General features: G+C 53.3%; 18 protein-coding genes and 1 pseudogene. 8 read left to right on the forward strand and 11 right to left on the reverse strand.

Annotated features, from left to right (window positions below; genetic code table 11):
• Positions 1-14 precede the first annotated feature (14 nt).
• Positions 15-1,022 (forward strand): HTH-type transcriptional regulator GalR, encoded by a 1,008-nt coding sequence (galR, locus tag Q5705_16840; GenBank protein WLI76234.1) that lies wholly within the window; start codon positions 15-17, stop codon positions 1,020-1,022.
• A 383-nt stretch (positions 1,023-1,405) separates the two neighbouring features.
• Here the strand turns inward: galR and Q5705_16845 are convergent.
• The 6 genes and pseudogenes from Q5705_16845 to lysA form a co-directional block, all read right to left on the reverse strand.
• Positions 1,406-1,537 (reverse strand): annotated as a pseudogene (locus Q5705_16845) (GNAT family N-acetyltransferase).
• Between the two features lie 30 nt (positions 1,538-1,567).
• The gene (locus Q5705_16850) at positions 1,568-2,017 is read right to left on the reverse strand and encodes a GNAT family N-acetyltransferase (protein WLI76235.1); all 450 of its coding nucleotides are present in this window, start codon (positions 2,015-2,017) and stop codon (positions 1,568-1,570) included.
• Positions 2,014-2,787, reverse strand: coding sequence for a GntR family transcriptional regulator (locus Q5705_16855; protein WLI76236.1), 774 nt, complete (start codon positions 2,785-2,787; stop codon positions 2,014-2,016). The genes Q5705_16850 and Q5705_16855 overlap by 4 nt, the downstream gene beginning before the upstream one ends.
• A gap of 31 nt (positions 2,788-2,818) precedes the next feature.
• Positions 2,819-4,246, reverse strand: coding sequence for a glycoside hydrolase family 1 protein (locus Q5705_16860; protein ID WLI76237.1), 1,428 nt, complete (start codon positions 4,244-4,246; stop codon positions 2,819-2,821).
• Between the two features lie 7 nt (positions 4,247-4,253).
• Entirely contained in the window at positions 4,254-5,582 is a 1,329-nt protein-coding gene (locus tag Q5705_16865) for a PTS transporter subunit EIIC (GenBank protein ID WLI76238.1), read from the reverse strand.
• Between the two features lie 230 nt (positions 5,583-5,812).
• Positions 5,813-7,075, reverse strand: coding sequence for a diaminopimelate decarboxylase (gene lysA, locus Q5705_16870; protein WLI76239.1), 1,263 nt, complete (start codon positions 7,073-7,075; stop codon positions 5,813-5,815).
• 120 nt (positions 7,076-7,195) lie between these two features.
• Here lysA and Q5705_16875 point away from each other — a divergent pair, with 120 nt between their 5' ends.
• On the forward strand, positions 7,196-8,122 hold the full coding sequence (locus Q5705_16875) for a LysR family transcriptional regulator (GenBank protein ID WLI76240.1): 927 nt from the start codon (positions 7,196-7,198) through the stop codon (positions 8,120-8,122).
• Here Q5705_16875 and Q5705_16880 read toward each other — a convergent pair.
• A complete protein-coding gene (locus Q5705_16880) occupies positions 8,119-8,811 on the reverse strand; it encodes an aspartate/glutamate racemase (GenBank protein WLI76241.1) in 693 nt (230 codons plus the stop codon). The two genes, Q5705_16875 and Q5705_16880, sit on opposite strands and share 4 nt — an antisense overlap.
• A gap of 149 nt (positions 8,812-8,960) precedes the next feature.
• On the opposite strand from Q5705_16880, the gene Q5705_16885 reads away from it, so the two are divergent.
• The 5 genes from Q5705_16885 to Q5705_16905 all read left to right on the forward strand — a co-directional run bounded on the left by Q5705_16885 (position 8,961) and on the right by Q5705_16905 (position 13,974).
• Complete coding sequence (locus Q5705_16885) at positions 8,961-9,287, forward strand: cupin domain-containing protein (protein ID WLI76242.1); 327 nt, start codon at positions 8,961-8,963, stop codon at positions 9,285-9,287.
• A 456-nt stretch (positions 9,288-9,743) separates the two neighbouring features.
• A complete protein-coding gene (locus Q5705_16890; GenBank protein ID WLI76243.1) occupies positions 9,744-10,634 on the forward strand; it encodes a sugar ABC transporter permease in 891 nt (296 codons plus the stop codon).
• Entirely contained in the window at positions 10,627-11,529 is a 903-nt protein-coding gene (locus tag Q5705_16895) for a carbohydrate ABC transporter permease (GenBank protein ID WLI76244.1), read from the forward strand. The genes Q5705_16890 and Q5705_16895 overlap by 8 nt, the downstream gene beginning before the upstream one ends.
• 12 nt (positions 11,530-11,541) lie before the next feature.
• Entirely contained in the window at positions 11,542-12,669 is a 1,128-nt protein-coding gene (locus Q5705_16900; protein WLI76245.1) for an ABC transporter ATP-binding protein, read from the forward strand.
• A gap of 15 nt (positions 12,670-12,684) precedes the next feature.
• Entirely contained in the window at positions 12,685-13,974 is a 1,290-nt protein-coding gene (locus tag Q5705_16905; protein WLI76246.1) for an ABC transporter substrate-binding protein, read from the forward strand.
• Between the two features lie 46 nt (positions 13,975-14,020).
• On the opposite strand, the gene Q5705_16910 is transcribed toward Q5705_16905, so the two are convergent.
• From Q5705_16910 to kduI, 3 genes are all read right to left on the reverse strand, one after another.
• Positions 14,021-15,439, reverse strand: a complete 1,419-nt coding sequence (locus Q5705_16910) for a sugar porter family MFS transporter (protein ID WLI76247.1) — start codon at positions 15,437-15,439, stop codon at positions 14,021-14,023.
• Positions 15,440-15,755: 316 nt separating this feature from the next.
• A complete protein-coding gene (gene kduD, locus Q5705_16915; GenBank protein ID WLI76248.1) occupies positions 15,756-16,517 on the reverse strand; it encodes a 2-dehydro-3-deoxy-D-gluconate 5-dehydrogenase KduD in 762 nt (253 codons plus the stop codon).
• A gap of 59 nt (positions 16,518-16,576) precedes the next feature.
• On the reverse strand, positions 16,577-17,413 hold the full coding sequence (gene kduI / locus Q5705_16920) for a 5-dehydro-4-deoxy-D-glucuronate isomerase (protein ID WLI76249.1): 837 nt from the start codon (positions 17,411-17,413) through the stop codon (positions 16,577-16,579).
• 500 nt (positions 17,414-17,913) lie between these two features.
• Here kduI and Q5705_16925 point away from each other — a divergent pair, with 500 nt between their 5' ends.
• The gene (locus Q5705_16925; protein WLI76250.1) at positions 17,914-19,089 is read left to right on the forward strand and encodes an oligogalacturonate lyase family protein; all 1,176 of its coding nucleotides are present in this window, start codon (positions 17,914-17,916) and stop codon (positions 19,087-19,089) included.
• Positions 19,090-19,298: 209 nt separating this feature from the next.
• Here the strand turns inward: Q5705_16925 and Q5705_16930 are convergent, their stop codons facing one another.
• Positions 19,299-19,979, reverse strand: a complete 681-nt coding sequence (locus Q5705_16930; GenBank protein ID WLI76251.1) for an oligogalacturonate-specific porin KdgM family protein — start codon at positions 19,977-19,979, stop codon at positions 19,299-19,301.
• Positions 19,980-20,087 lie beyond the last annotated feature (108 nt).

Raw genomic sequence — 20,087 nt, forward strand, 5'->3', positions numbered from 1 at the left:
GAGGAAGGTGCGTCATGGCGACCATAAAAGATGTAGCGCGGCTGGCAGGGGTTTCTGTCGCGACGGTTTCCCGCGTGATTAACAGCTCACCGAAGGCGAGTGTGAGTTCACGCCAGGCGGTACAAAGCGCGATGGATACGCTCAATTACCACCCCAATGCCAACGCCCGCGCGCTGGCGCAACAGTCCACCGAAACGGTCGGCCTGGTGGTCGGCGATGTGTCAGATCCTTTTTTCGGCGCGATGGTGAAAGCCGTTGAGCAGGTCGCTTCCGCCACCGGCAATTTTTTGCTGATTGGCAACGGCTACCATAACGAAGAAAAAGAGCGCAAAGCGATTGAGCAGTTGATCCGCCACCGCTGCGCGGCGCTGGTGGTGCACGCCAAAATCATTCCTGATGCGGATCTTGCCTCGCTGATGGAGCAGATGCCGGGCATGGTGCTTATTAACCGGATTGTGCCGGGCTTCGAGCAGCGCTGCGTGGCGCTTGATGACCGCTACGGTGCCTGGCTGGCAACGCGCCATCTTATTCAACAGGGCCATACGCGCATTGGTTACCTTTGTTCTAATCATGAAATTTCCGATGCCGACGATCGTTTGCAAGGCTATTACGCTGCGTTGAAAGAGAACGGTTTGCCGTGCAATGACCGGCTGGTGACCTTCGGCGAACCGGATGAGAGCGGCGGCGAGCAGGCAATGACCGAGCTGCTTGGGCGCGGGCGCAATTTTACCGCTGTGGCCTGTTATAACGATTCAATGGCCGCCGGGGCGATGGGTGTGCTGAATGATAACGGCATTGATGTGCCGCGTGAGATTTCGCTGATTGGTTTTGATGATGTGCTGGTATCGCGCTACGTTCGCCCGCGTTTAACCACCGTGCGTTACCCGATTGTCACCATGGCAACCCAGGCCGCCGAGTTAGCATTAGCGCTGGCAGAAAACCGTCCGTTACCGGACATTACGCATGTGTTTAACCCGACGTTGGTGCGGCGCCATTCGGTGATTGCACCGCCGGAGAGTTAATCCCGATCGCCGTTCGGCTGCGCTTTATCCGGCCTACAAAACCTTCAGCAACACGGAATTTTTTATTCGCTCAAATCTCACCGCGAGGGGTTGAGTCCCCGCCGAAATCGGCGAACCGAAGAGTGAATGACAAGGTCTGGACGCCAGGGATGGCGGCCAGAGGCGAACCGAGCCAGGACGGCGAGTCGAGCCGACCGCAGGCAGGCACTCGGGAGGTGAGCGCAGTGCGAAGCACCGATTTCCCTGCGGGGCCGCGGGGATTGACAAGGGGAGCGCGGTGCTCCCCTTGTCCCGTTCACTGCATGACGAGTCTCTGAAACCACTGAACGCCTGGTGAACGGAACCATTCCACAACCGTGACATATACGCCATCCGACAAAACATCAAAGCGCAATGCGGTACAAATGCACGGTAGTATCAGGGTAATCGAGGCCGTCGCCGATGTACTGCCAGCCAAAGCGTTCGTAAAAATCGCGGCAGGCGGAGTAAAGATGCAACTGGCTAAAGCCCATTGCTTCGTGACATATACGCCATCCGACAAAACATCAAAGCGCAATGCGGTACAAATGCACGGTAGTATCAGGGTAATCGAGGCCGTCGCCGATGTACTGCCAGCCAAAGCGTTCGTAAAAATCGCGGCAGGCGGAGTAAAGATGCAACTGGCTAAAGCCCATTGCTTTCGCCTGCTCAATAACATGGCGCTGTAACTGCCCGGCCAGCCCCTGACCGCGCGCACTCTCTTTCACATACAGCGCGGCAAGCCACGGGAAGAGATCCTGGCGGCTTATCAAGTCGCAACGCCACAGCCCCACGGTTGCCAGTAATTGATCGTTATCCACCAGCACAAAGGTCAGCGGCAACTGCCCCGGCGTCTGGCTGTGTTCGATAATACTGGCGAAAAAATCGCGCGACAGTGAATCGCCAAATTCCTGCCACAGCCAGTCGATAACCTGTTCGGCAAACTGCGGTGCCTGATACAGAGGAATAATCTTCACATTAATTTCCCCTGGAAAATCGGCACCGATTCAAACAGATAACCGTCGAAGTCCGGCGCGTCTTCATCCGACAGCTCCATCAGACTCTTTTTTACGTTTTCCAGGTGCTGCCACATCGCCTGCCAGGCACCCATTACATCGCGACGGCGCAGGGCGGCGAGCAGCGTTTGCCGGTCGCCCAGCCATTTCAGCCGGTACGGGCGGCTGGCGATATGCACATTAAATTGCTGCCACAACGGGCTGCTGTCCATGTGATGCCAGATGCTCTCTACCGTCGCCAGCAGCATCTGGTTTTGCGATGCGCCCGCCAGCACCAGGTGAAACATTTTGCTGTTATCCTGCGAAGTGTCATTCATGGCGATGGCACGCTGTTCCTGCTCCAGAATGCGTCTAAGATTGTCGATATCCGCCCGCGTTGCCATTTTGGCGGCAAAGGCGGCGATATTGCTCTCCAGTAGCTGGCGCGCCTGCAAAATCTCAAACGGGCCGACGTCGCTACTTAAAAAGCGCTCCTCTTCGTTTTCATGGGCCTGCGGAATGCGCATCACGTAGACACCGGAGCCCTGGCGGATATCCACCGTGCCTTGCAGCTCCAGCATCAGTAACGCTTCGCGAACGATGGTGCGGCTGACGCCATATTTCTCGGCGATATTGCGCTCGGGCGGCAAGCGCGAACCCACGGGATAATGGCCCTGGATTATCTGATCGCGTAAATCTTCGCCAATCTCCTGGTACTGCTTTTTTTCCGGCGGGACGACGGCCTTCTCCACAATATCACCTGCACTTATCAATAATTGCGCACTATCTTACGTCATCATCAAGGGTCAGGGTCAACTGACGCTCATCGCTCAATTTACGATACCAGGCGAGGGACTTTTTCGGCCTGCGGTCGCGGTTGTGTTGCAGGTCAATCTCCACCAGCCCGTAACGGTTTTTGAAGGCGTTCATCGGCGAAACGTTATCGGTAAACGCCCACAGCATATAACCCTGGCAGTTTGCGCCGTCTTCCCTGGCGCGTAGCGTCTGGTACAGATGCGCGGCGATAAAGTCGATGCGGTAGTCATCCTCGATGGTGCCTTGCGCATTGCGAAACTGCCCTTCGTTCTCAATGCCCATGCCGCTTTCGGCCACAAACCACGGAATATTGCCGTAGTCGTTTTTAATGCGCATCGCCATGTCATAGATAATTTCTGGCAGGATCTCCCAGCCGCGGGATTTATTCATCTTGCGCCCCGGCAGTTCAAACGGCTCGTAGTAATACGCCGGATGGAAAGGCGTTTCCGGGTGCCAGGCACGGGACGGCGCTTTGACGCGGTGCGGATAGTAAAGATTAATGCCCAGTTCATCGACAGTGTTATCGCGAATGATCGCCAGCTCTTCGTCACTGTAATCCCACTTCACGCCATGTTTTTCCAGAAGTTGTAATAACTCTGGCGGATAGTGGCCTTTGACCATCGGGTCGAGAAATACGCGGTTATAAAAGAGATCGTAACGCTCGGCGGCGAGCACATCGTGCGGGGCACGCGAACGCGGGTAGGTCACTTCCGGGTTGAGAATGCAGCCCACCGTTCCGGCGTAACCTTTTTCGCGAAACAGCTTCACCACTTTTGCCGTCGCGAGGTTTTTATGGTGGTTCCACTGCATCCAGGTTCCGGTGTTCTGCTCGTAGGGCCAGCGCAGCGCGTCCAGATAGACGCGGGTTTGCACCACAATCGGCTCGTTGAATGTGAACCAGCGCGTCACTTTGTGGTGATAGCGCTCAAACACTTTTTCGACATACAGCAGATAGAGTTCGACCACTTTTTTCGACGCCCAGCCGCCGTAGGTTTCCAGCAAATAACCGGGCAGTTCGTAATGTTCAAGGCAAATCATCGGCACGATGCCGTGGCGCGCCATCTCATCAAACAGCGCGTCGTAATACGCGGCATAGCGCTCATCCACCACGCCATGTTCATAATCCGTGAGAAAACGTGACCAGTTAATCGACGTGCGATAGTGGGTCAGCCCTGCCTGCTTCATTAACTGCACATCTTCGCGAAAGCGCTGATAGAAGTGAGTCGCCACCGCCGGGCCGTAGCCTTCGTGCCAGACGTGACGATCGTTTTTGTACCAGAGATCGGGCCAGGAGTCCTGGCCCTCGCGTTTGTCTGTCCAGCCTTCGGTTTGCCAGGCCGACGCGGCGGCGCCGAGAATAAACGACGGTGGTATCGCGACAGTTTTTGTGCTCATTGCATCCTCAGGCGTTATTGGTGGCTTCTGCCTGTAACTGCGCCTGCTCGGCGCGGCGTGAGGCAATCTTCACAAACGGCAGGTAAATAAGAATAGCGGTAAGAATGCAGATAAGCTGCGTGACCACCGCGCCCATCGAACCGGCAGTAGAGAGCCAGGCATTAATCAGTGGCGGCGTGGTCCACGGCACCATCACCACCGCTTTTCCGGCGAAACCGGTGGCAGTCGCGAAGTAGCCAATCGAACCGGTGACCAGCGGCGTGATGATAAACGGGATCGCGAGGATCGGGTTGAGCATGATAGGCATGCCGAAAATCACCGGCTCGTTAATGTTGAAGATCCCCGGCCCAATCGACAGCTTGGCGATCTCTTTCATCTCTTTGCGTTTGGTGGCGATCATCACCGCCACCAGCAAGCCGATGGTCAGCCCGGAGCCGCCAATGCTCATATACACATCCCAGAACGGCATGGTGATGATGTTCGGCACCTCTTTGCCCTGCTCAAAGGCGCTCATATTGACGGTGATGGCACCTAATAGCAGCGGTTCGCGGATAGGTTTAATCATCTGGTTGCCGTGAATACCAATCACCCAGAAAAGTTGCGCAACAAACATCAGCAGCAAAATCCCCGGCAGGCTTTGCACCACGCGCTCCAGCGGCTGCTGAACCACCTGGTAAACGGCGTCGTACAGATACATGCCGGTCACCTGATGGAAGACAAAGCCAAAGGTGGCAATTACCGTGGTGGTGATGATCGCCGGGATCAGCGCGGAAAACGAGGCTGAAACATTAGGCGGCACGGTGTCCGGCATTTCGATCTTCAGCCCTTCGCGGTTCTCCAGCCAGCAATAAATCTCTACCGACAAAATGGCGATAAACATGCCGAGGAACAGGCTACGGGTATCAGAGAACTGGCGCAGCAGTACGTCTTTCACCACGTGCATCTGCCCGTCGACCAGCATTTCAACAGTCGTTGGCGTGACGCAGATAAAGCAGATCACCGCCAGCAGGCCGGGAAACAACGTTCTGATGCCGTTAATTCGCCCCAGTTCGATGCCGATTAAGAACACCGCGCCGATGTTGAGGAAGTTCAGCGTGGCGTAGTTAATGGCGCTGGTAATCGGTTTAAGCGCGGCCAGAAATGAGAGGGACTGGAAGCTGGCGAGACCGTTTTTCGGATCCAGCACCATGTTAGAGATAAGCACGGAGAACGCGCCGACGATAATCACCGGCATCAGAGTAATAAACGAGGATTTGATCGCCATGATGTAGCGATAGCTGTTGAATTTCGTCGCAAAACTACCCAGAGAATCGATGAGCTTTTCTTGTAGGGCCATGAGTAACACCTCAGTAAAGGGGCTTTTTATCGATACAGGGATACGGCTTAAGTCCCATTTGGCATACCAAAAATAGCTATGCAGCGGGAAAAGTTCTGTGACACGTCTCGCAACGCGCTATCTGGTATTCCAAAATGCAACGCAGCGGGGCTTTGGCATACCACCTTACGCTAAGCAAGGTTTTGCGGGAGGAGCGATCCCACCAGGGGCGGCGGGATCGGGAAGAAAGGTTAAATGAGTTCGAGACCAATCAGCTCTTCAATGGTCTGGCGACGGCGGATCAGGCGCGCAACGCCATTATCAAACAGCACTTCCGGCAGCAGCGGGCGGCTGTTGTAATTAGAGGACATCGACGCACCATACGCACCGGTATCATGCAGCACTAAATAATCCCCCGCTTTCACCGCCGGCAGCGCGCGGGTTTCCACTTTGCCGCCCTCTTGCTGGGTAAAGACATCGCCGGATTCACACAGCGGCCCGGCAACCACGGTGTCGATCAACGGTTGATGCTGAAGGTCGCGGCCATCGGCGGCCAGCGCCGTAATGTGGTGATAGCTGCCGTACATTGCCGGGCGCATCAGGTCGTTAAACCCGGCGTCGATCAGCACAAAATGGCGGCTGCCCATGTTTTTCACGCTGCGTACCTGTGAGACCAGCACGCCGGATTCGGCCACCAGGAAGCGCCCCGGTTCGATCTCCAGTTTTACCGCATGGCCCAGATGCCTGGCGATTTGCTCACGCGCCGCATTCCACAGCCCGTAATAGTGGGCGGTATCGACCGGTTCCTCACCTTCACGATAAGGAACCGACAAGCCGCCGCCCGCCGAAATAGCGTGCAGATCCTGGCCGAATTCCACCACCTGCTGCACCATTGCGCCGCACACTTGCTCAAGATGGCCGTAATCCACACCGGAACCGATATGCATGTGAATGCCCGCCAGTTTCAACTGGTAACGCTGCATCACGTCCAGCGCCGCGCCCATATCGCCGTACCAGATCCCGTGTTTACTGTTTTCGCCGCCGGTGTTGGTTTTTTGGCTGTGGCCGTGACCAAAACCGGGGTTGACCCGCAGCCAGACGCGATGGCCCGGCGATACTGCACCAAGCTGCTCCAGCATATCCACTGAACCGGCGTTCACCGCAATGCCCAGTTCACTGACTCGCGCAATCGTCGCGTCATCCAGCACATCGGCAGTGAAAACAATATCGTCCGGGTGAGTTTTCGGATCGTAACCCGCCGCCAGCGCGCGCTCGATTTCCCCCAGCGACACAGAATCCACTTTCACGCCCTGCTCGCGCATCAGGCGCAAAATATGAATGTTGGAACAGGCTTTCTGCGCAAAACGGATCACGTCGAATTCGCGCAGTTTAGCGATTTGCCCGCGAATGATTTGTGCATCATAAACCCACACCGGGCAGCCAAATTCAGCGGGCAGCTTCAGCAGGTTGGCGGCGTTCAGGTCTGTTTCGGTCTGGTGTAATGAGCGTGGCATAACAACTCCGGCAGCAATCTTTTTTATGATTACGCCATAGCGCGAAGAGAATAAAAAATATCGTTTTATCGCCACTCTATGCAAAAATGATATAGCTAACGCTTTCAACCGGACACCACCATGCCTGCCGTTAATCTGCGCCATATCGAAATCTTTCACGCCGTGATGACCACCGGCAACCTGACGGAAGCCGCTGCCATGCTGCACACCTCGCAGCCGACGGTTAGCCGCGAACTGGCACGTTTTGAAAAAGTGCTTGGGCTAAAGCTATTTGAACGTACGCGCGGGCGCTTACACCCGACGGTGCAAGGGCTGCGGCTGTTTGAAGAGGTGCAGCGCTCCTGGTACGGGCTGGACCGGATTGTCAGCGCGGCAGAAAGCCTGCGCGAGTTCCGCCAGGGTGAACTATCCATTGCCTGTTTGCCGGTGTTTTCCCAATCGTTTTTACCGCTGCTGTTGCAGCCGTTTCTGGCCCGCTATCCGGATGTCAGCCTGAATATCGTGCCGCAGGAATCCCCGCTGCTGGAAGAGTGGCTCTCAGCCCAGCGCCACGATTTGGGTTTAACCGAAACCCTCAGCACGCCGGCAGGCACCGAGCGCACGCCGCTGCTGACCTGTAATGAAGTGTGCGTGATGCCCCAGGATCATCCGCTGGCACAAAAAAACGTGCTGACCCCGACGGATTTTCAGGGTGAGAATTACATCAGTTTGTCGCGCACTGACAGCTACCGGCAGTTGCTGGATGCGCTGTTTACTGAACATCAGGTGAAACGGCGGATGGTGCTGGAAACCCACAGCGCGGCGTCGGTGTGCGCGATGGTGCGCGCCGGGGTCGGCATTTCGGTGGTGAACCCGCTCACGGCGCTCGATTATGCCGCCAGCGGCGTGGCGGTGCGGCGTTTCAGTATTGATGTGCCGTTTACCGTCAGCCTCATTCGCCCGCTGCATCGCCCGGCGTCTGCGCTGGTCGAGGCCTTTACCCATCATTTGCAGGCAGCCACGGCGCAGGTTAGCGAGCCGCTGGCTGCCATGCTGGGCGAGCGTTAAGAGAGCATAAAATCCACCGCATCGGCGGCATGCAGCGCCGTGGTGTCGAACACTTTAATCGGACTATGGGTTTGGGGCAGCAGCAGGCCAATTTCGGTACAGCCGAAAATGACCCCCTGCGCGCCTTCATCCGCCATCTGCTTGATCAAATTCATAAAATAGTAGCGCGACTCATCGCTGAACGTACCGAGACAGAGTTCATCAAAGATGATTTGGTTGATGCGTTCTCTGTCTTCCGGGCCTGGTACAGACGTTTTGATGCCGAACTGTTTTTCCAGACGCCCGCGATAGAAATCCTGCTCCATGGTGTAGCGCGTACCGAGCAGCGCGACGTTGTGCTGACCGGCATTTTCAATCGCCCGGCCGGTGGCATCGGCAATATGCAGGAATGGAATCTGGCAGCGTTCTTCAATTTGCCCGGCCACTTTGTGCATGGTGTTGGTGCACAGCACAATCGCCTGTGCGCCCGCCTGCTCCAGACCGGCCGCCGCCTGGGCGAGAATTTCTCCGGCTTTGTGCCACTGCGCCGTCGCCTGGCAGGTCTCTATGTCGTGAAAATCCACGCTGTGCAACAGCAAACTGGCGGAGTGTAAGCCACCGAGGCGGGCTTTGACGCCCTCGTTGATCAGGCGATAGTAGGGAATGGTCGATTCCCAGCTCATGCCACCCAGCAAACCTATCGTTTTCATTGTGTCTCTCCGTCGGGTTTAGCACCCAGTCAAGCAAAGTTGTGATCGACTTTCAACTTCTCTGGCCTCGCGTTTATTTTTACGCAACCCTGAGATAAATTATTTTGAAACAACGTTTCATCATCCAACATCCACTACAGGACAGCCCGATGTTTATCTTTCATAAAGACACGCAACTTGACGATTTGGGCAACGGTGTCACCCGCCGCATTCTGGCCCATGGGGGCAAAATGATGGCGGTCGAAGTTATGTTCGAACAAGGTGCCATCGGCCCAATGCACAACCATCCTCACGAGCAACTCACCTATGTGTTATCCGGGGAGTTCGAATTTACCATTGGTGATGAGAAACATATCGTCACCGCAGGCGATACTCTTTATAAGCAACCGCACATTATGCACGGCTGCGTGTGCCTGAAACCGGGAACGTTGCTCGACACCTTTACGCCAGTGCGTGAAGATTTCTTAAAATCCTGACGCCTCAACGCCTCCACAACCGGGGGCGTTTTTATTTCCACGCCCTTTTTAATGCTTCGCCGGATAATCGTTTTAATGTTGAATGATTTCGTTCTGCGATATTTATCTTGTCCCTTTTCACCCGCGTTTATTTCCTGAGAACCCTGCTTTTTTGGCTAAAAATGACAGCCACCTCACTTTATTGAAACATCGTTTCGACTCTGATCACATTTCACACATTAATAGAATGACGGCAAAATTAAACACAATAAAATATTTTAAAACGATGTTTTACAAATCGAGAACAAAAGTTCAGAGGATTTTAAAACCCGGAATATTTGCAATGTTTTCCGTCCGTTATCGATTTTAAACGCATTGATATCATTGAATATTGTGGTCATGCGAAGCCGTAACGCCCAGCGACAGGGACGCCACGCACCGAATCCGAATTACACATTGTTCGCCAGGTAGGTATGTATGAATGAAAACAGACTACTGGGATTGGCCTGGATATCGCCCTACATAATAGGGCTGATTGTCTTTACGGCTTTCCCATTCATCTCATCCTTCTTTCTCAGTTTTACTGAGTATGATCTGATGAGCCCGCCGGTATTTAATGGCATCGAAAACTATCGCTACATGTTTACGGAAGACACCCTCTTCTGGAAATCGATGGGCGTGACATTTGCGTATGTATTTTTAACGATTCCGCTGAAACTCGCTTTTGCGCTGGGCATTGCGTTTGTGCTGAATTTTAAATTGCGCGGCATCGGCTTTTTCCGCACCGCGTACTACATTCCGTCGATTCTTGGCAGCTCGGTGGCGATTGCGGTGCTGTGGCGTGCCTTGTTTGCTATTGATGGCCTGCTGAACAGTTTTATCGGCGTGTTCGGTCTTGATCCCATTAACTGGCTAGGCGAACCCTCGCTGGCGCTGATGTCCGTGACCTTGCTGCGCGTCTGGCAGTTTGGTTCCGCGATGGTGATTTTCCTCGCCGCGCTGCAAAACGTCCCGCAATCGCAGTATGAAGCGGCAATGATCGACGGCGCCAGCAAATGGCAGATGTTTATGAAAGTGACCGTGCCGCTGATTACGCCGGTGATCTTCTTCAATTTCATCATGCAGACCACGCAGGCGTTCCAGGAATTTACCGGCCCGTATGTGATTACCGGCGGCGGCCCGACTTATTACACCTACCTGTTCTCGCTCTACATCTACGACACCGCGTTTAAATATTTCGATATGGGCTACGGCGCGGCGCTGGCCTGGGTGCTGTTCCTGGTGGTGGCGGTGTTTGCCTCTATCGCCTTTAAGTCCTCGAAATATTGGGTCTTTTACTCTGCCGATAAGGGAGGCAAAAATGGCTGATGTTCAACACCTTACGCCGGGTATGAAGGAAGCCGAACGTGAAGTGGCGCGCACCCTGCGCCGCGAGAAAGTGAGCGCGTGGTGTCGCTACGTGATCCTGCTTTTTGTCGGCCTGTTAATGCTCTACCCGCTGGCGTGGATGTTCTCAGCGTCATTCAAACCGAACCATGAGATCTTCACCACGCTGGGCCTCTGGCCGACGCACGCCACCTGGGATGGTTTTGTGAACGGCTGGAAAACCGGCACCGAATACACCTTCGGCCATTACATGCTGAACACCTTTAAGTATGTGATCCCAAAAGTGGTGCTGACCATTATCTCTTCGACGGTGGTGGCTTACGGTTTCGCCCGCTTTGAGATCCCGTGGAAGAACTTCTGGTTCGGCACGCTTATCGCCACCATGCTGCTGCCAAGCACCGTGCTGCTGATCCCGCAGTACTTGATGTTCCGTGAAATGGGCATGCTCAATAGTTATATGCCGCTTTACCTGCCGCTGGCGTTCGCCACACAAGGCTTCTTCGTCTTTATGTTGATTCAGTTTTTACGCGGCGTGCCGCGCGATATGGAAGAAGCCGCGCAAATCGACGGCTGCAATTCGTGGCAGGTGCTGTGGTACGTGGTGGTGCCGATTCTGAAACCGGCGATTATCTCCGTGGCGCTGTTCCAGTTTATGTGGTCGATGAATGACTTTATCGGCCCGCTGATTTACGTCTACAGCGTGGATAAATACCCCATCGCGCTGGCGCTGAAAATGTCCATCGACGTTACCGAAGGCGCGCCGTGGAACGAAATTCTGGCCATGGCGAGTATCTCGATCCTGCCGTCCATCATTGTCTTCTTCCTGGCACAGCGCTACTTCGTTCAGGGCGTGACCAGCAGCGGAATTAAAGGTTAAGAGGGAAGTATCATGGCTGAAGTGATTTTCAACAAACTGGAAAAAGTCTACTCCAACGGCTTCAAAGCGGTACATGGTATCGACCTGAAAATTGCCGACGGTGAATTTATGGTGATCGTCGGGCCTTCCGGCTGCGCTAAATCCACCACTCTGCGTATGCTGGCGGGGCTTGAAACCATCAGCGGCGGCGAAGTGCGCATTGGCGAGAAGATTGTGAACAACCTTGCGCCGAAAGCGCGCGGCATTGCGATGGTGTTTCAGAACTATGCGCTCTATCCGCATATGACCGTGCGGGAAAACCTCGCCTTCGGCCTGAAGCTGAGCAAACTGCCGAAGGATGAAATCACCAAACAGGTGGATGAAGCGGCGAAAATCCTCGAACTGGAAGAGTTGATGGACCGTTTGCCGCGCCAACTCTCCGGTGGCCAGGCACAGCGCGTGGCAGTGGGTCGTGCGATTGTGAAAAAACCGGACGTGTTCCTGTTCGACGAACCGCTATCGAACCTCGACGCCAAACTGCGCGCCTCGATGCGTATTCGTATTTCCGATCTGCACAAGCAATTAAAAAGCTCCGGCAAACCGGCCACCACTGTTTACGTTACGCACGATCAGACCGAAGCGATGACCATGGGCGACAGGATTTGCGTGATGAAGCTCGGCCATATCATGCAGGTGGACACGCCGGATAACCTGTATCACTTCCCGAACAATATGTTTGTCGCGGGCTTTATCGGCGCGCCAGAGATGAATATCAAACCGGCGAAAATCGTGCAGAAAGAGGATGGCCTGCATATCACCGTCGGTCACGAAACGCTGGCGCTTAACGCGCGTCAGCAGGAAAAAGTCGCGCCTTACGCGGATAAAGAGGTGTTCTTTGGCGTGCGTCCGGAGTTTGTCTCCGTCGCTGATGAACCGTTTGGCGAAAATTGCGGCTCCGGCGAGCTGGTACGCGTAGAGAACATGGGCCACGAGTTCTTTATCTACCTGAAAGTCGCCGACTATGAGCTGACCGCCCGAATTCCTTCTGATGAAGCTAAGCCAATGATTGCAAAGGGGCTTCACCGGAAGGTGTATTTTAAGTTCGATATGAATAAGTGCCATATTTTTGACGCAAAAACTGAACAGAACATCTCTCTCTAATTTCGGAGTATAAAAATGAAAAAAGTACTCATCGGCGCGGTCATTTCCGCAACTTTAGGCATGTGCGGCTTACCCGCCACCGCCGCTGACAATGTTGACTTGCGTATGTCCTGGTGGGGGGGCAACGGCCGTCATCAGGTGACATTGAAAGCGCTGGAAGAGTTTCACAAACAGCACCCGGACATTACCGTTAAATCTGAATACACCGGTTGGGACGGACATCTTTCGCGCCTGACCACACAGATCGCTGGCGGCACTGAGCCGGACGTGATGCAGACCAACTGGAACTGGCTGCCGATTTTTTCTAAAAACGGCGACGGGTTTTACGATCTGAACCAGGTAAAAGACATTATCGACCTGAGCCAGTTCGATGCTAAAGAGCTGCAATCCACCACCGTTAACGGCAAGCTGAACGGTATTCCTATCTCCGTGACCGCACGCGTTTTCTACTTTAACGATGAGCAGTGGAAAAAAGCGGGCATTGCCTTCCCGAAAAGCTGGGATGAGCTGATGGCGGCGGGCAAAACGTTTGAAAGCAAACTTGGCAAACAGTACTACCCGGTAGTGCTGGAGCACCAGGATACGCTGGCGCTGCTGAACTCTTATATGGTGCAGAAGTACAACATTCCGGCCGTTGACGAGAAAGCGAAGAAATTCAGCTATACCGACGCGCAGTGGGTTGAATTCTTCCAGATGTATAAAAAACTGGTCGATAGCCACGTAATGCCGGACTCGAAGTACTATGCGTCGTTCGGTAAGAGCAACATGTATGAAATGAAGCCGTGGATTGAAGGTGAATGGGGCGGAACTTATATGTGGAACTCAACCATCACTAAATATTCCGACAACCTGAAGCCGCCCGCCAAACTGGTGCTGGGCGATTACCCGATGCTGCCGGGTGCGAAAGATGCGGGCTTGTTCTTTAAACCGGCGCAAATGCTGTCGATTGGTAAATCGACGCAGCATCCGAAGGAAGCCGCGCAGGTGATCAACTTCCTGCTGAACAGCAAAGAAGGCGTGGAAACGCTGGGTCTGGAGCGTGGTGTGCCGCTGAGCAAAGCGGCAGTGCAAACGCTGACGGCAAGCGGAGCGATTAAAGAGGACGATCCGGCGGTTGCGGGTCTGCGCCTGGCGCAGTCTCTGCCAGCGAAACTTTCTGTGTCGCCGTACTTTGACGACCCGCAGATTGTGGCTCAGTTCGGCACCGCAATTCAGTACATCGATTATGGTCAGAAAACGGTGGAAGAGACTGCCGCCGACTTCCAGCGCCAGGCCGAGCGTATTTTGAAACGTGCTATGCGTTAAGTATCAGCGTTAATCGCCGGATGGCACTAAGCCATCCGGCAAATTATCAAACCCCAATATCCCGCAACTTCTCCCCGGCCATTAACCGGCGCTCAATATGCTCCAGCGTCACGTTTTTTGTTTCCGGCACCAGCCAGAATGTCACCCCAACAAACGCCAGGTTCAGGGCGGTGTAGAGCCAGAAAGTTCCCGCCGCGCCAATGGCGTCCAGCAACGTCAGGAAGGTCGCGCCGATAATCATGTTCGACACCCAGTTAGTGGTGGTGGAACAGGTGATCCCAAAATCGCGGCATTTCAGCGGCTGGATCTCCGAACACAAAATCCAGACTACCGGTGCGGCACTCATCGCGTAGCCCGCAATACAGATCATCGTCATACCCACAGAGAGCCAGGATAAGCCGCTTGATGCCGTGCCGTTATCAAACTGCATCAGGCAGTAACCGAGGATCAGCGTTCCGATGGCCATCACGCTAAAGCCAATCTTAAGCGCCGGTTTGCGCCCGGCTTTATCCACCGTAAAAACCGCGATAAAGGTGGCGAACATAAAGGTCAGGCCGACCACCAGCGTGGCAATCATCTGCTGCTCGGTGGTGGTAAACCCGGCCATTTTAAAAATACGCGGCGCGTAATACATGATGATATTCATACCGGTAAACTGCTGCATCGCCTGTAACAACATGCCAAGAAACACGGCGCGGCGCACATTGCGGTTAGCTTTAAACAACTGAAAACCGCCCTGCTTCAGTTTCAGGCTTTCACGAATATCGTTTAACTCTTCGCGGGCTTTTTCTGAGGTATCGCGCAGCATACGCAGCACCTCTTCCGCTTCAATATGCCGCCCTTTTTGCGCCAGCCAGCGCGGGCTGTTGGGCAGGAACACCACCAGAATAATCAGCAGCACCGCTGGCAGCGCCAGCACGCCGAGCATGGCCCGCCAGTTGCCGCTGTAGCTAAACGCCGTATCGGATAAAAACGCCAGCACAATCCCCAGCGTCACCATCAACTGGTACATGCTGATCATCTTGCCGCGCACATTTTCGCTCGCCATTTCAGAGAGATAGAGCGGCGCGGTATAAGACGCAATACCAACGGCTACGCCCAGCAGTACGCGGGAAATGAGCAGAACTTCTATGCTGTTGGCAAATGCAGAACCGAGCGAACCGGCGACAAACAGCACTGCGCCAACCATCAGGCTGTATTTACGCCCAAGCCGGAACGAGAGCCAGCCGTTGAACAGCGCCCCGATGGCCGCGCCAAGCATCATGCTGCTCACCACCCACTCCTGCAACCGGCTGCTTAAAGTGAAATGATCGGTGATAAACGGCAATGCGCCAGCGATCACGCCAATATCCAGACCAAACAGCAGCCCGGCAACGGCGGCCGAGACAGAGACAAACAGGTTCATGCGCCGGGTATCACGCAGCGCGCGCGGTAAAACTACAGAGTCATTACTGAGAGAAGCCATTTTTTTCCTGCCTGCACAGAATAAGACGTAATAAGAAAGTAAGTCAGCGCCGGGAATAAGCGTCAGGCAGTAAAACGCGAAGATATGGATTAATTTGCTATCACATGTTGTTTTGTGATGGAGTTTACAGTTTTGAAAATAGAGTTTAAGCGATAAAATATTTTTAATATGCTTATTTATAAGAAGTTTTTAATAATGCACATGTATTTAAGACAAATTGATATGGATATTTCTATTTATTGAATATGGACAATTAATATGCAGAGCTAAAAAAACCTGCCGCAGCAGGTTTTATTTCTATTTAAGCAAGAACGCATTAACGCGCCAGCCAGCCACCGTCTACGGCAATGGTATAACCGTTAATGTAGTCGGACGCTTTGGATGACAGGAACACCACCGGCCCCATCAGATCGCTCGGCAGCCCCCAGCGGCCAGCCGGAATGCGGTCGAGGATCTCGGCGCTACGCTGTTCGTCAGCGCGCAATTGCTGGGTGTTATTGGTTGCCATGTAACCCGGTGCAATCGCGTTGACGTTAATATTGTGCTTCGCCCACTCGTTCGCCAGCAGACGAGTTACGCCCATTACGCCGCTTTTCGACGCGGTGTAAGACGGCACACGGATGCCACCCTGGAAGGAGAGCATGGAGGCGATGTTGATGATTTTGCCGCCGTTGCCCTGTGCGATGAAGTGTTTCGCCGCCGCCTGAGACATAAAGAACACGCTCTTGATATTCAGGTTCATGACGTCGTCCCAGTCCTGTTCGCTGAAGTTAATCGCGTCTTCACGACGGATCAAACCTGCGTTGTTGACCAGAATATCGATCTTGCCGAATTCTGCGACCGCGCGCTCCAGCAGGGCCGGAATACCGTCGACTTTACGCAGATCGGCAGTCAGGCTCAGGAAACGACGGCCCAGCGCGGTCACACGTTCGATAGTTTCTGTCGGTTCAACAATGTTGATGCCCACAATATCGCAGCCCGCTTCTGCCAGACCCAGCGCCATGCCCTGACCCAGACCGGTGTCGCAACCGCTCACTACCGCAACTTTACCTTGAAGAGAAAATGCATCCAGAATCATGTTTGTTCCTTAATCTATCAGCGCCTGTACCGGACAGGCATCGTTTGTGCTGCCCGCAATTAGCGCAGATCTTTTACCGCGACGTGGTCCATATCATCAAAGACCTGGTTCTCGCCCACCATCCCCCAGATGAAGGTATACGCACGCGTCCCGACACCTGAATGGATTGACCAGCTTGGCGAAATCACCGCTTGTTCGTTATGCATCACGATATGACGCGTTTCCTGCGGTTGGCCCATCATATGGAATACGCAGGCGTCCTCTTCCATATTGAAGTAGAAGTAAACTTCCATGCGGCGTTCATGGGTGTGGCATGGCATGGTGTTCCACAGGTTGCCCGGCGCAAGCTCCGTCAAGCCCATGCTCAACTGGCAGGTTTCCAGCACATCCGGCACGAAATATTTGTTGATGGTGCGACGGTTGCTGGTTAACGGATCGCCAAGGGTGACGGGCGCAACATCCGCAGGGGTCACTTTTTTGGTCGGGAACGTCATGTGCGCCGGTGCGCAGTTGTAATAAAACTTCGCCGGTTTTGCGCTATCGACGCTGGCGAAAACCACTTCTTTCGCCCCTTTGCCGACATATAACGCGTCGCGATGGCCAATTTCATAGCACTGGCCGTCAACGGTAATGGTGCCCGGACCGCCGATATTGATAACGCCCAATTCGCGGCGTTCAAGGAAATAGGTCACGCCCAGTTGTTTACCCACTTCACCACCGACAGAAACAGTTTTCGCCACCGGCTTAATGCCGCCGACAATGATGCGATCGATGTGGCTGTAAACCATGGTGTATTCGTCATCAACGAACACTTTTTCGACTAAAAACTCATCGCGCAGGCCCTGGGTATCCAGGATTTTTGCGTGCGCGCTGTGGATGCTTTGTCTGACTTCCACAATAACCTCCGACGTCAATTTTGAGCGAAATGCCATAAAAACGAAGCGCAGAAACAGCGTTCCGGTTCTTGTATTAGCGCATCTTATCCCGGCTAAAACGCGTTTTCAATGTTAAATAAAACAACGTTTCACTTTTTCTGTTACTTATTTTAAGATCTGGAAGTGGGATCACGATTGTTTGGCATTGACACTATTTCTGTCGCCATTTCGCCTGCGGGTTTTGTTTAAATTAAGCATAGCAAACAATAAGTTAAGCAAACCTTTGAGTTTTGACACGCAAACGGCACTTTTCCTGTTGAAAATCAAAGGCCACTTTCGCAGCGCCGATGTTTTCACTGCTTTTGCAGCCTGTCGTAACAATTTTCTTATAAAGTGCGTCAGCAATCACACATACTGAAACGTTGTTTTGATAAATTAACACCCTATTTTTAAACTTAAGCGAATCTGGGGTCATCACTGGGGTGCAACTTTCCCACTTGCCCCGCTAAAGGAGTGAAAACATGGCGAAAGGCATGCGGGTAAAATTGAATTATCACGTCAGCTGCGATCCGGATACCGGCGCGGAAGTCACTCGCTTAACCCCCGCGGAAGTGACCTGCCACCGGAACTACTTTTATCAAAAGTGCTTCTTTAATGATGGCAGCCATCTGTTATTTGCCGGGGAATTTGATGGCAACTGGAACTATTACCTGCTGGATATTGCCAATGCCGAAGCGGTGCAGTTGACCGAAGGCGCGGGCGATAACACTTTTGGCGGTTTTCTCTCGCCGGATGACAGCGCTTTATATTATGTGAAAAACGATCGCACCCTGCGCGAAGTGAATTTGCATACGCTTGCCGAGCGCGAGGTTTACCGCGTGCCGGATGAGTGGGTGGGCTACGGCACCTGGGTGGCAAACAGTGATTGCAGCAAACTGGTAGGCATTGAGATTTCCGCCAAAGACTGGACGCCGCTGAACGACTGGCAGCTATTCCATGATTTCTTCTATAAAGGGCCGCACTGCCGCCTGTTGCGCGTGGATCTGCACACGGGCGCAAGCAATGTTATTCACGAAGAAAAGATCTGGCTCGGCCACCCCATTTATCGCCCGTTCGATGACAACACCGTTGCGTTTTGTCATGAAGGCCCGCACGACCTGGTGGATGCGCGGATGTGGCTGGTCAATGAAGACGGCAGCCATGTGCGTAAAGTGAAAGATCACGCCAAAGGTGAAAGCTGCACTCATGAGTTCTGGGTCCCGGACGGCTCCGCTCTGGTGTATGTCTCTTATTTCAAAGGCCAACAAGGCCGCGTGGTTTACCGCTTTAACTCGGAAACGGGCATGAATGAAGCGATTATGCCGATCCCGGCGTGTTCGCATTTGATGAGTAATTTTGATGGCACGCTGTTGGTCGGCGACGGTTCCGGCACGCCGGTGGATGTGAAAGATACCGGCGGCTACACCATCGACAACGACCCGTATTTGTACGTTTTCGACGTGGCGCAAAAAGCGTATTTCCGCGTGGCACGTCACGACACCTCCTGGACGACATTTGCCAATAGCCGCCAGGTCACCCATCCGCACCCGTCGTTTACCCCCGACGACAGTGCGATTTTGTTTAGTTCGGATAAAGACGGCAAACCGGCCCTCTATATCGCGAAACTTCCCGGGCAACGTACTCTGTTGCAATCATGACTTGAGTTAGTGTTTCTGTAACTGGCCTTGCCCTCCCTCGCTGGAGGGCTTTTTTTCTTTACCCGTCATACTTCGCGCCGCAGGGGCGTTGGCTTTCCTGCAACTCGAATTATTTAGGGTAAAGGGTTATTGGTATTGCCACTTTCCTGCAAAAACAAAAAACCCGGCCATGACTGCGCCGGGATTTTAATTGAGGGTAATTCAGACAATCAGAAAGAGTAAGCCACGCCCAGGCGGAAACGGGTCTGGCGTTCGTCGCTTCCCGTTACACCCACGTTGCCGAGTTCAACATACGGAGACCAGTTCTGGTCGAGTTTATACGCCAGCTTAGCGTTATATTCGTTGGAGTAGGTTTTATCGTTATCACGTAAAACCCCTTCGGTGCTCTTCGCATAAACATAATTCAGCTCGACGCGGTAATCGCCCATCGCCCACCCTAACCAGGTATCGAATTTATTGACTTTATTATCGACAGCGTTGGAATTCGGGTAGCGTGTGTATTCATAACGATAACGGCCCGCAATATAAACGCCGTTATCAAAGCTATATTGCACATGAAGATACGGTTTATAGATTGAGTTTGAATCTTTACTTTCGATATTAAAGCCCGGATTCAGTGCAAAATTCTTGGTCCACGCCCAGCGGTAGTTAATGGATTCTTCGTGGCCGTTGCCAACAATTTCCGTTAACGGTTTATCGGCATCATCGCCGCCGGATTTCCATTTTGCTTCGACACCGAAACCTACGCCATTCGCGAAACGGTGAGAAACCGCAACACGGTCAGCGTTTGAGCCGCTGTCGATGTATTCGTGACGCAAATCAACGGTTACAGCTTGTGAAGCGAAGGATGCGCCAAGGAGTGAAGCAAGGGCCAGAGTTTTCTTAAACATGAGTTACCTCAATAATTAAAATTATGTTCCATTTTTATGGAATTGCATTTTATTTTTTCGGTAACTTTATTTTAGTGATCGCGATCGTAAATATTTGCACGGAACGGA

It is taken from the genome of Kosakonia sp. H02 (assembly GCA_030704225.1).
In the GTDB taxonomy this organism is placed as follows: domain Bacteria; phylum Pseudomonadota; class Gammaproteobacteria; order Enterobacterales; family Enterobacteriaceae; genus Kosakonia.

Bases quoted from the DNA above. Each gene is read 5' to 3' on its own strand.
- galR (WLI76234.1), top strand. From the start codon at position 15: ATGGCGACCATAAAAGATGTAGCGCGGCTGGCAGGGGTTTCTGTCGCG.
- Q5705_16860 (WLI76237.1), bottom strand. From the start codon at position 4,246: ATGAGCACAAAAACTGTCGCGATACCACCGTCGTTTATTCTCGGCGCC.
- Q5705_16865 (WLI76238.1), bottom strand. From the start codon at position 5,582: ATGGCCCTACAAGAAAAGCTCATCGATTCTCTGGGTAGTTTTGCGACG.
- lysA (WLI76239.1), bottom strand. From the start codon at position 7,075: ATGCCACGCTCATTACACCAGACCGAAACAGACCTGAACGCCGCCAAC.
- Q5705_16875 (WLI76240.1), top strand. From the start codon at position 7,196: ATGCCTGCCGTTAATCTGCGCCATATCGAAATCTTTCACGCCGTGATG.
- Q5705_16880 (WLI76241.1), bottom strand. From the start codon at position 8,811: ATGAAAACGATAGGTTTGCTGGGTGGCATGAGCTGGGAATCGACCATT.
- Q5705_16885 (WLI76242.1), top strand. From the start codon at position 8,961: ATGTTTATCTTTCATAAAGACACGCAACTTGACGATTTGGGCAACGGT.
- Q5705_16890 (WLI76243.1), top strand. From the start codon at position 9,744: ATGAATGAAAACAGACTACTGGGATTGGCCTGGATATCGCCCTACATA.
- Q5705_16895 (WLI76244.1), top strand. From the start codon at position 10,627: ATGGCTGATGTTCAACACCTTACGCCGGGTATGAAGGAAGCCGAACGT.
- Q5705_16900 (WLI76245.1), top strand. From the start codon at position 11,542: ATGGCTGAAGTGATTTTCAACAAACTGGAAAAAGTCTACTCCAACGGC.
- Q5705_16905 (WLI76246.1), top strand. From the start codon at position 12,685: ATGAAAAAAGTACTCATCGGCGCGGTCATTTCCGCAACTTTAGGCATG.
- Q5705_16910 (WLI76247.1), bottom strand. From the start codon at position 15,439: ATGGCTTCTCTCAGTAATGACTCTGTAGTTTTACCGCGCGCGCTGCGT.
- kduD (WLI76248.1), bottom strand. From the start codon at position 16,517: ATGATTCTGGATGCATTTTCTCTTCAAGGTAAAGTTGCGGTAGTGAGC.
- Q5705_16925 (WLI76250.1), top strand. From the start codon at position 17,914: ATGGCGAAAGGCATGCGGGTAAAATTGAATTATCACGTCAGCTGCGAT.
- Q5705_16930 (WLI76251.1), bottom strand. From the start codon at position 19,979: ATGTTTAAGAAAACTCTGGCCCTTGCTTCACTCCTTGGCGCATCCTTC.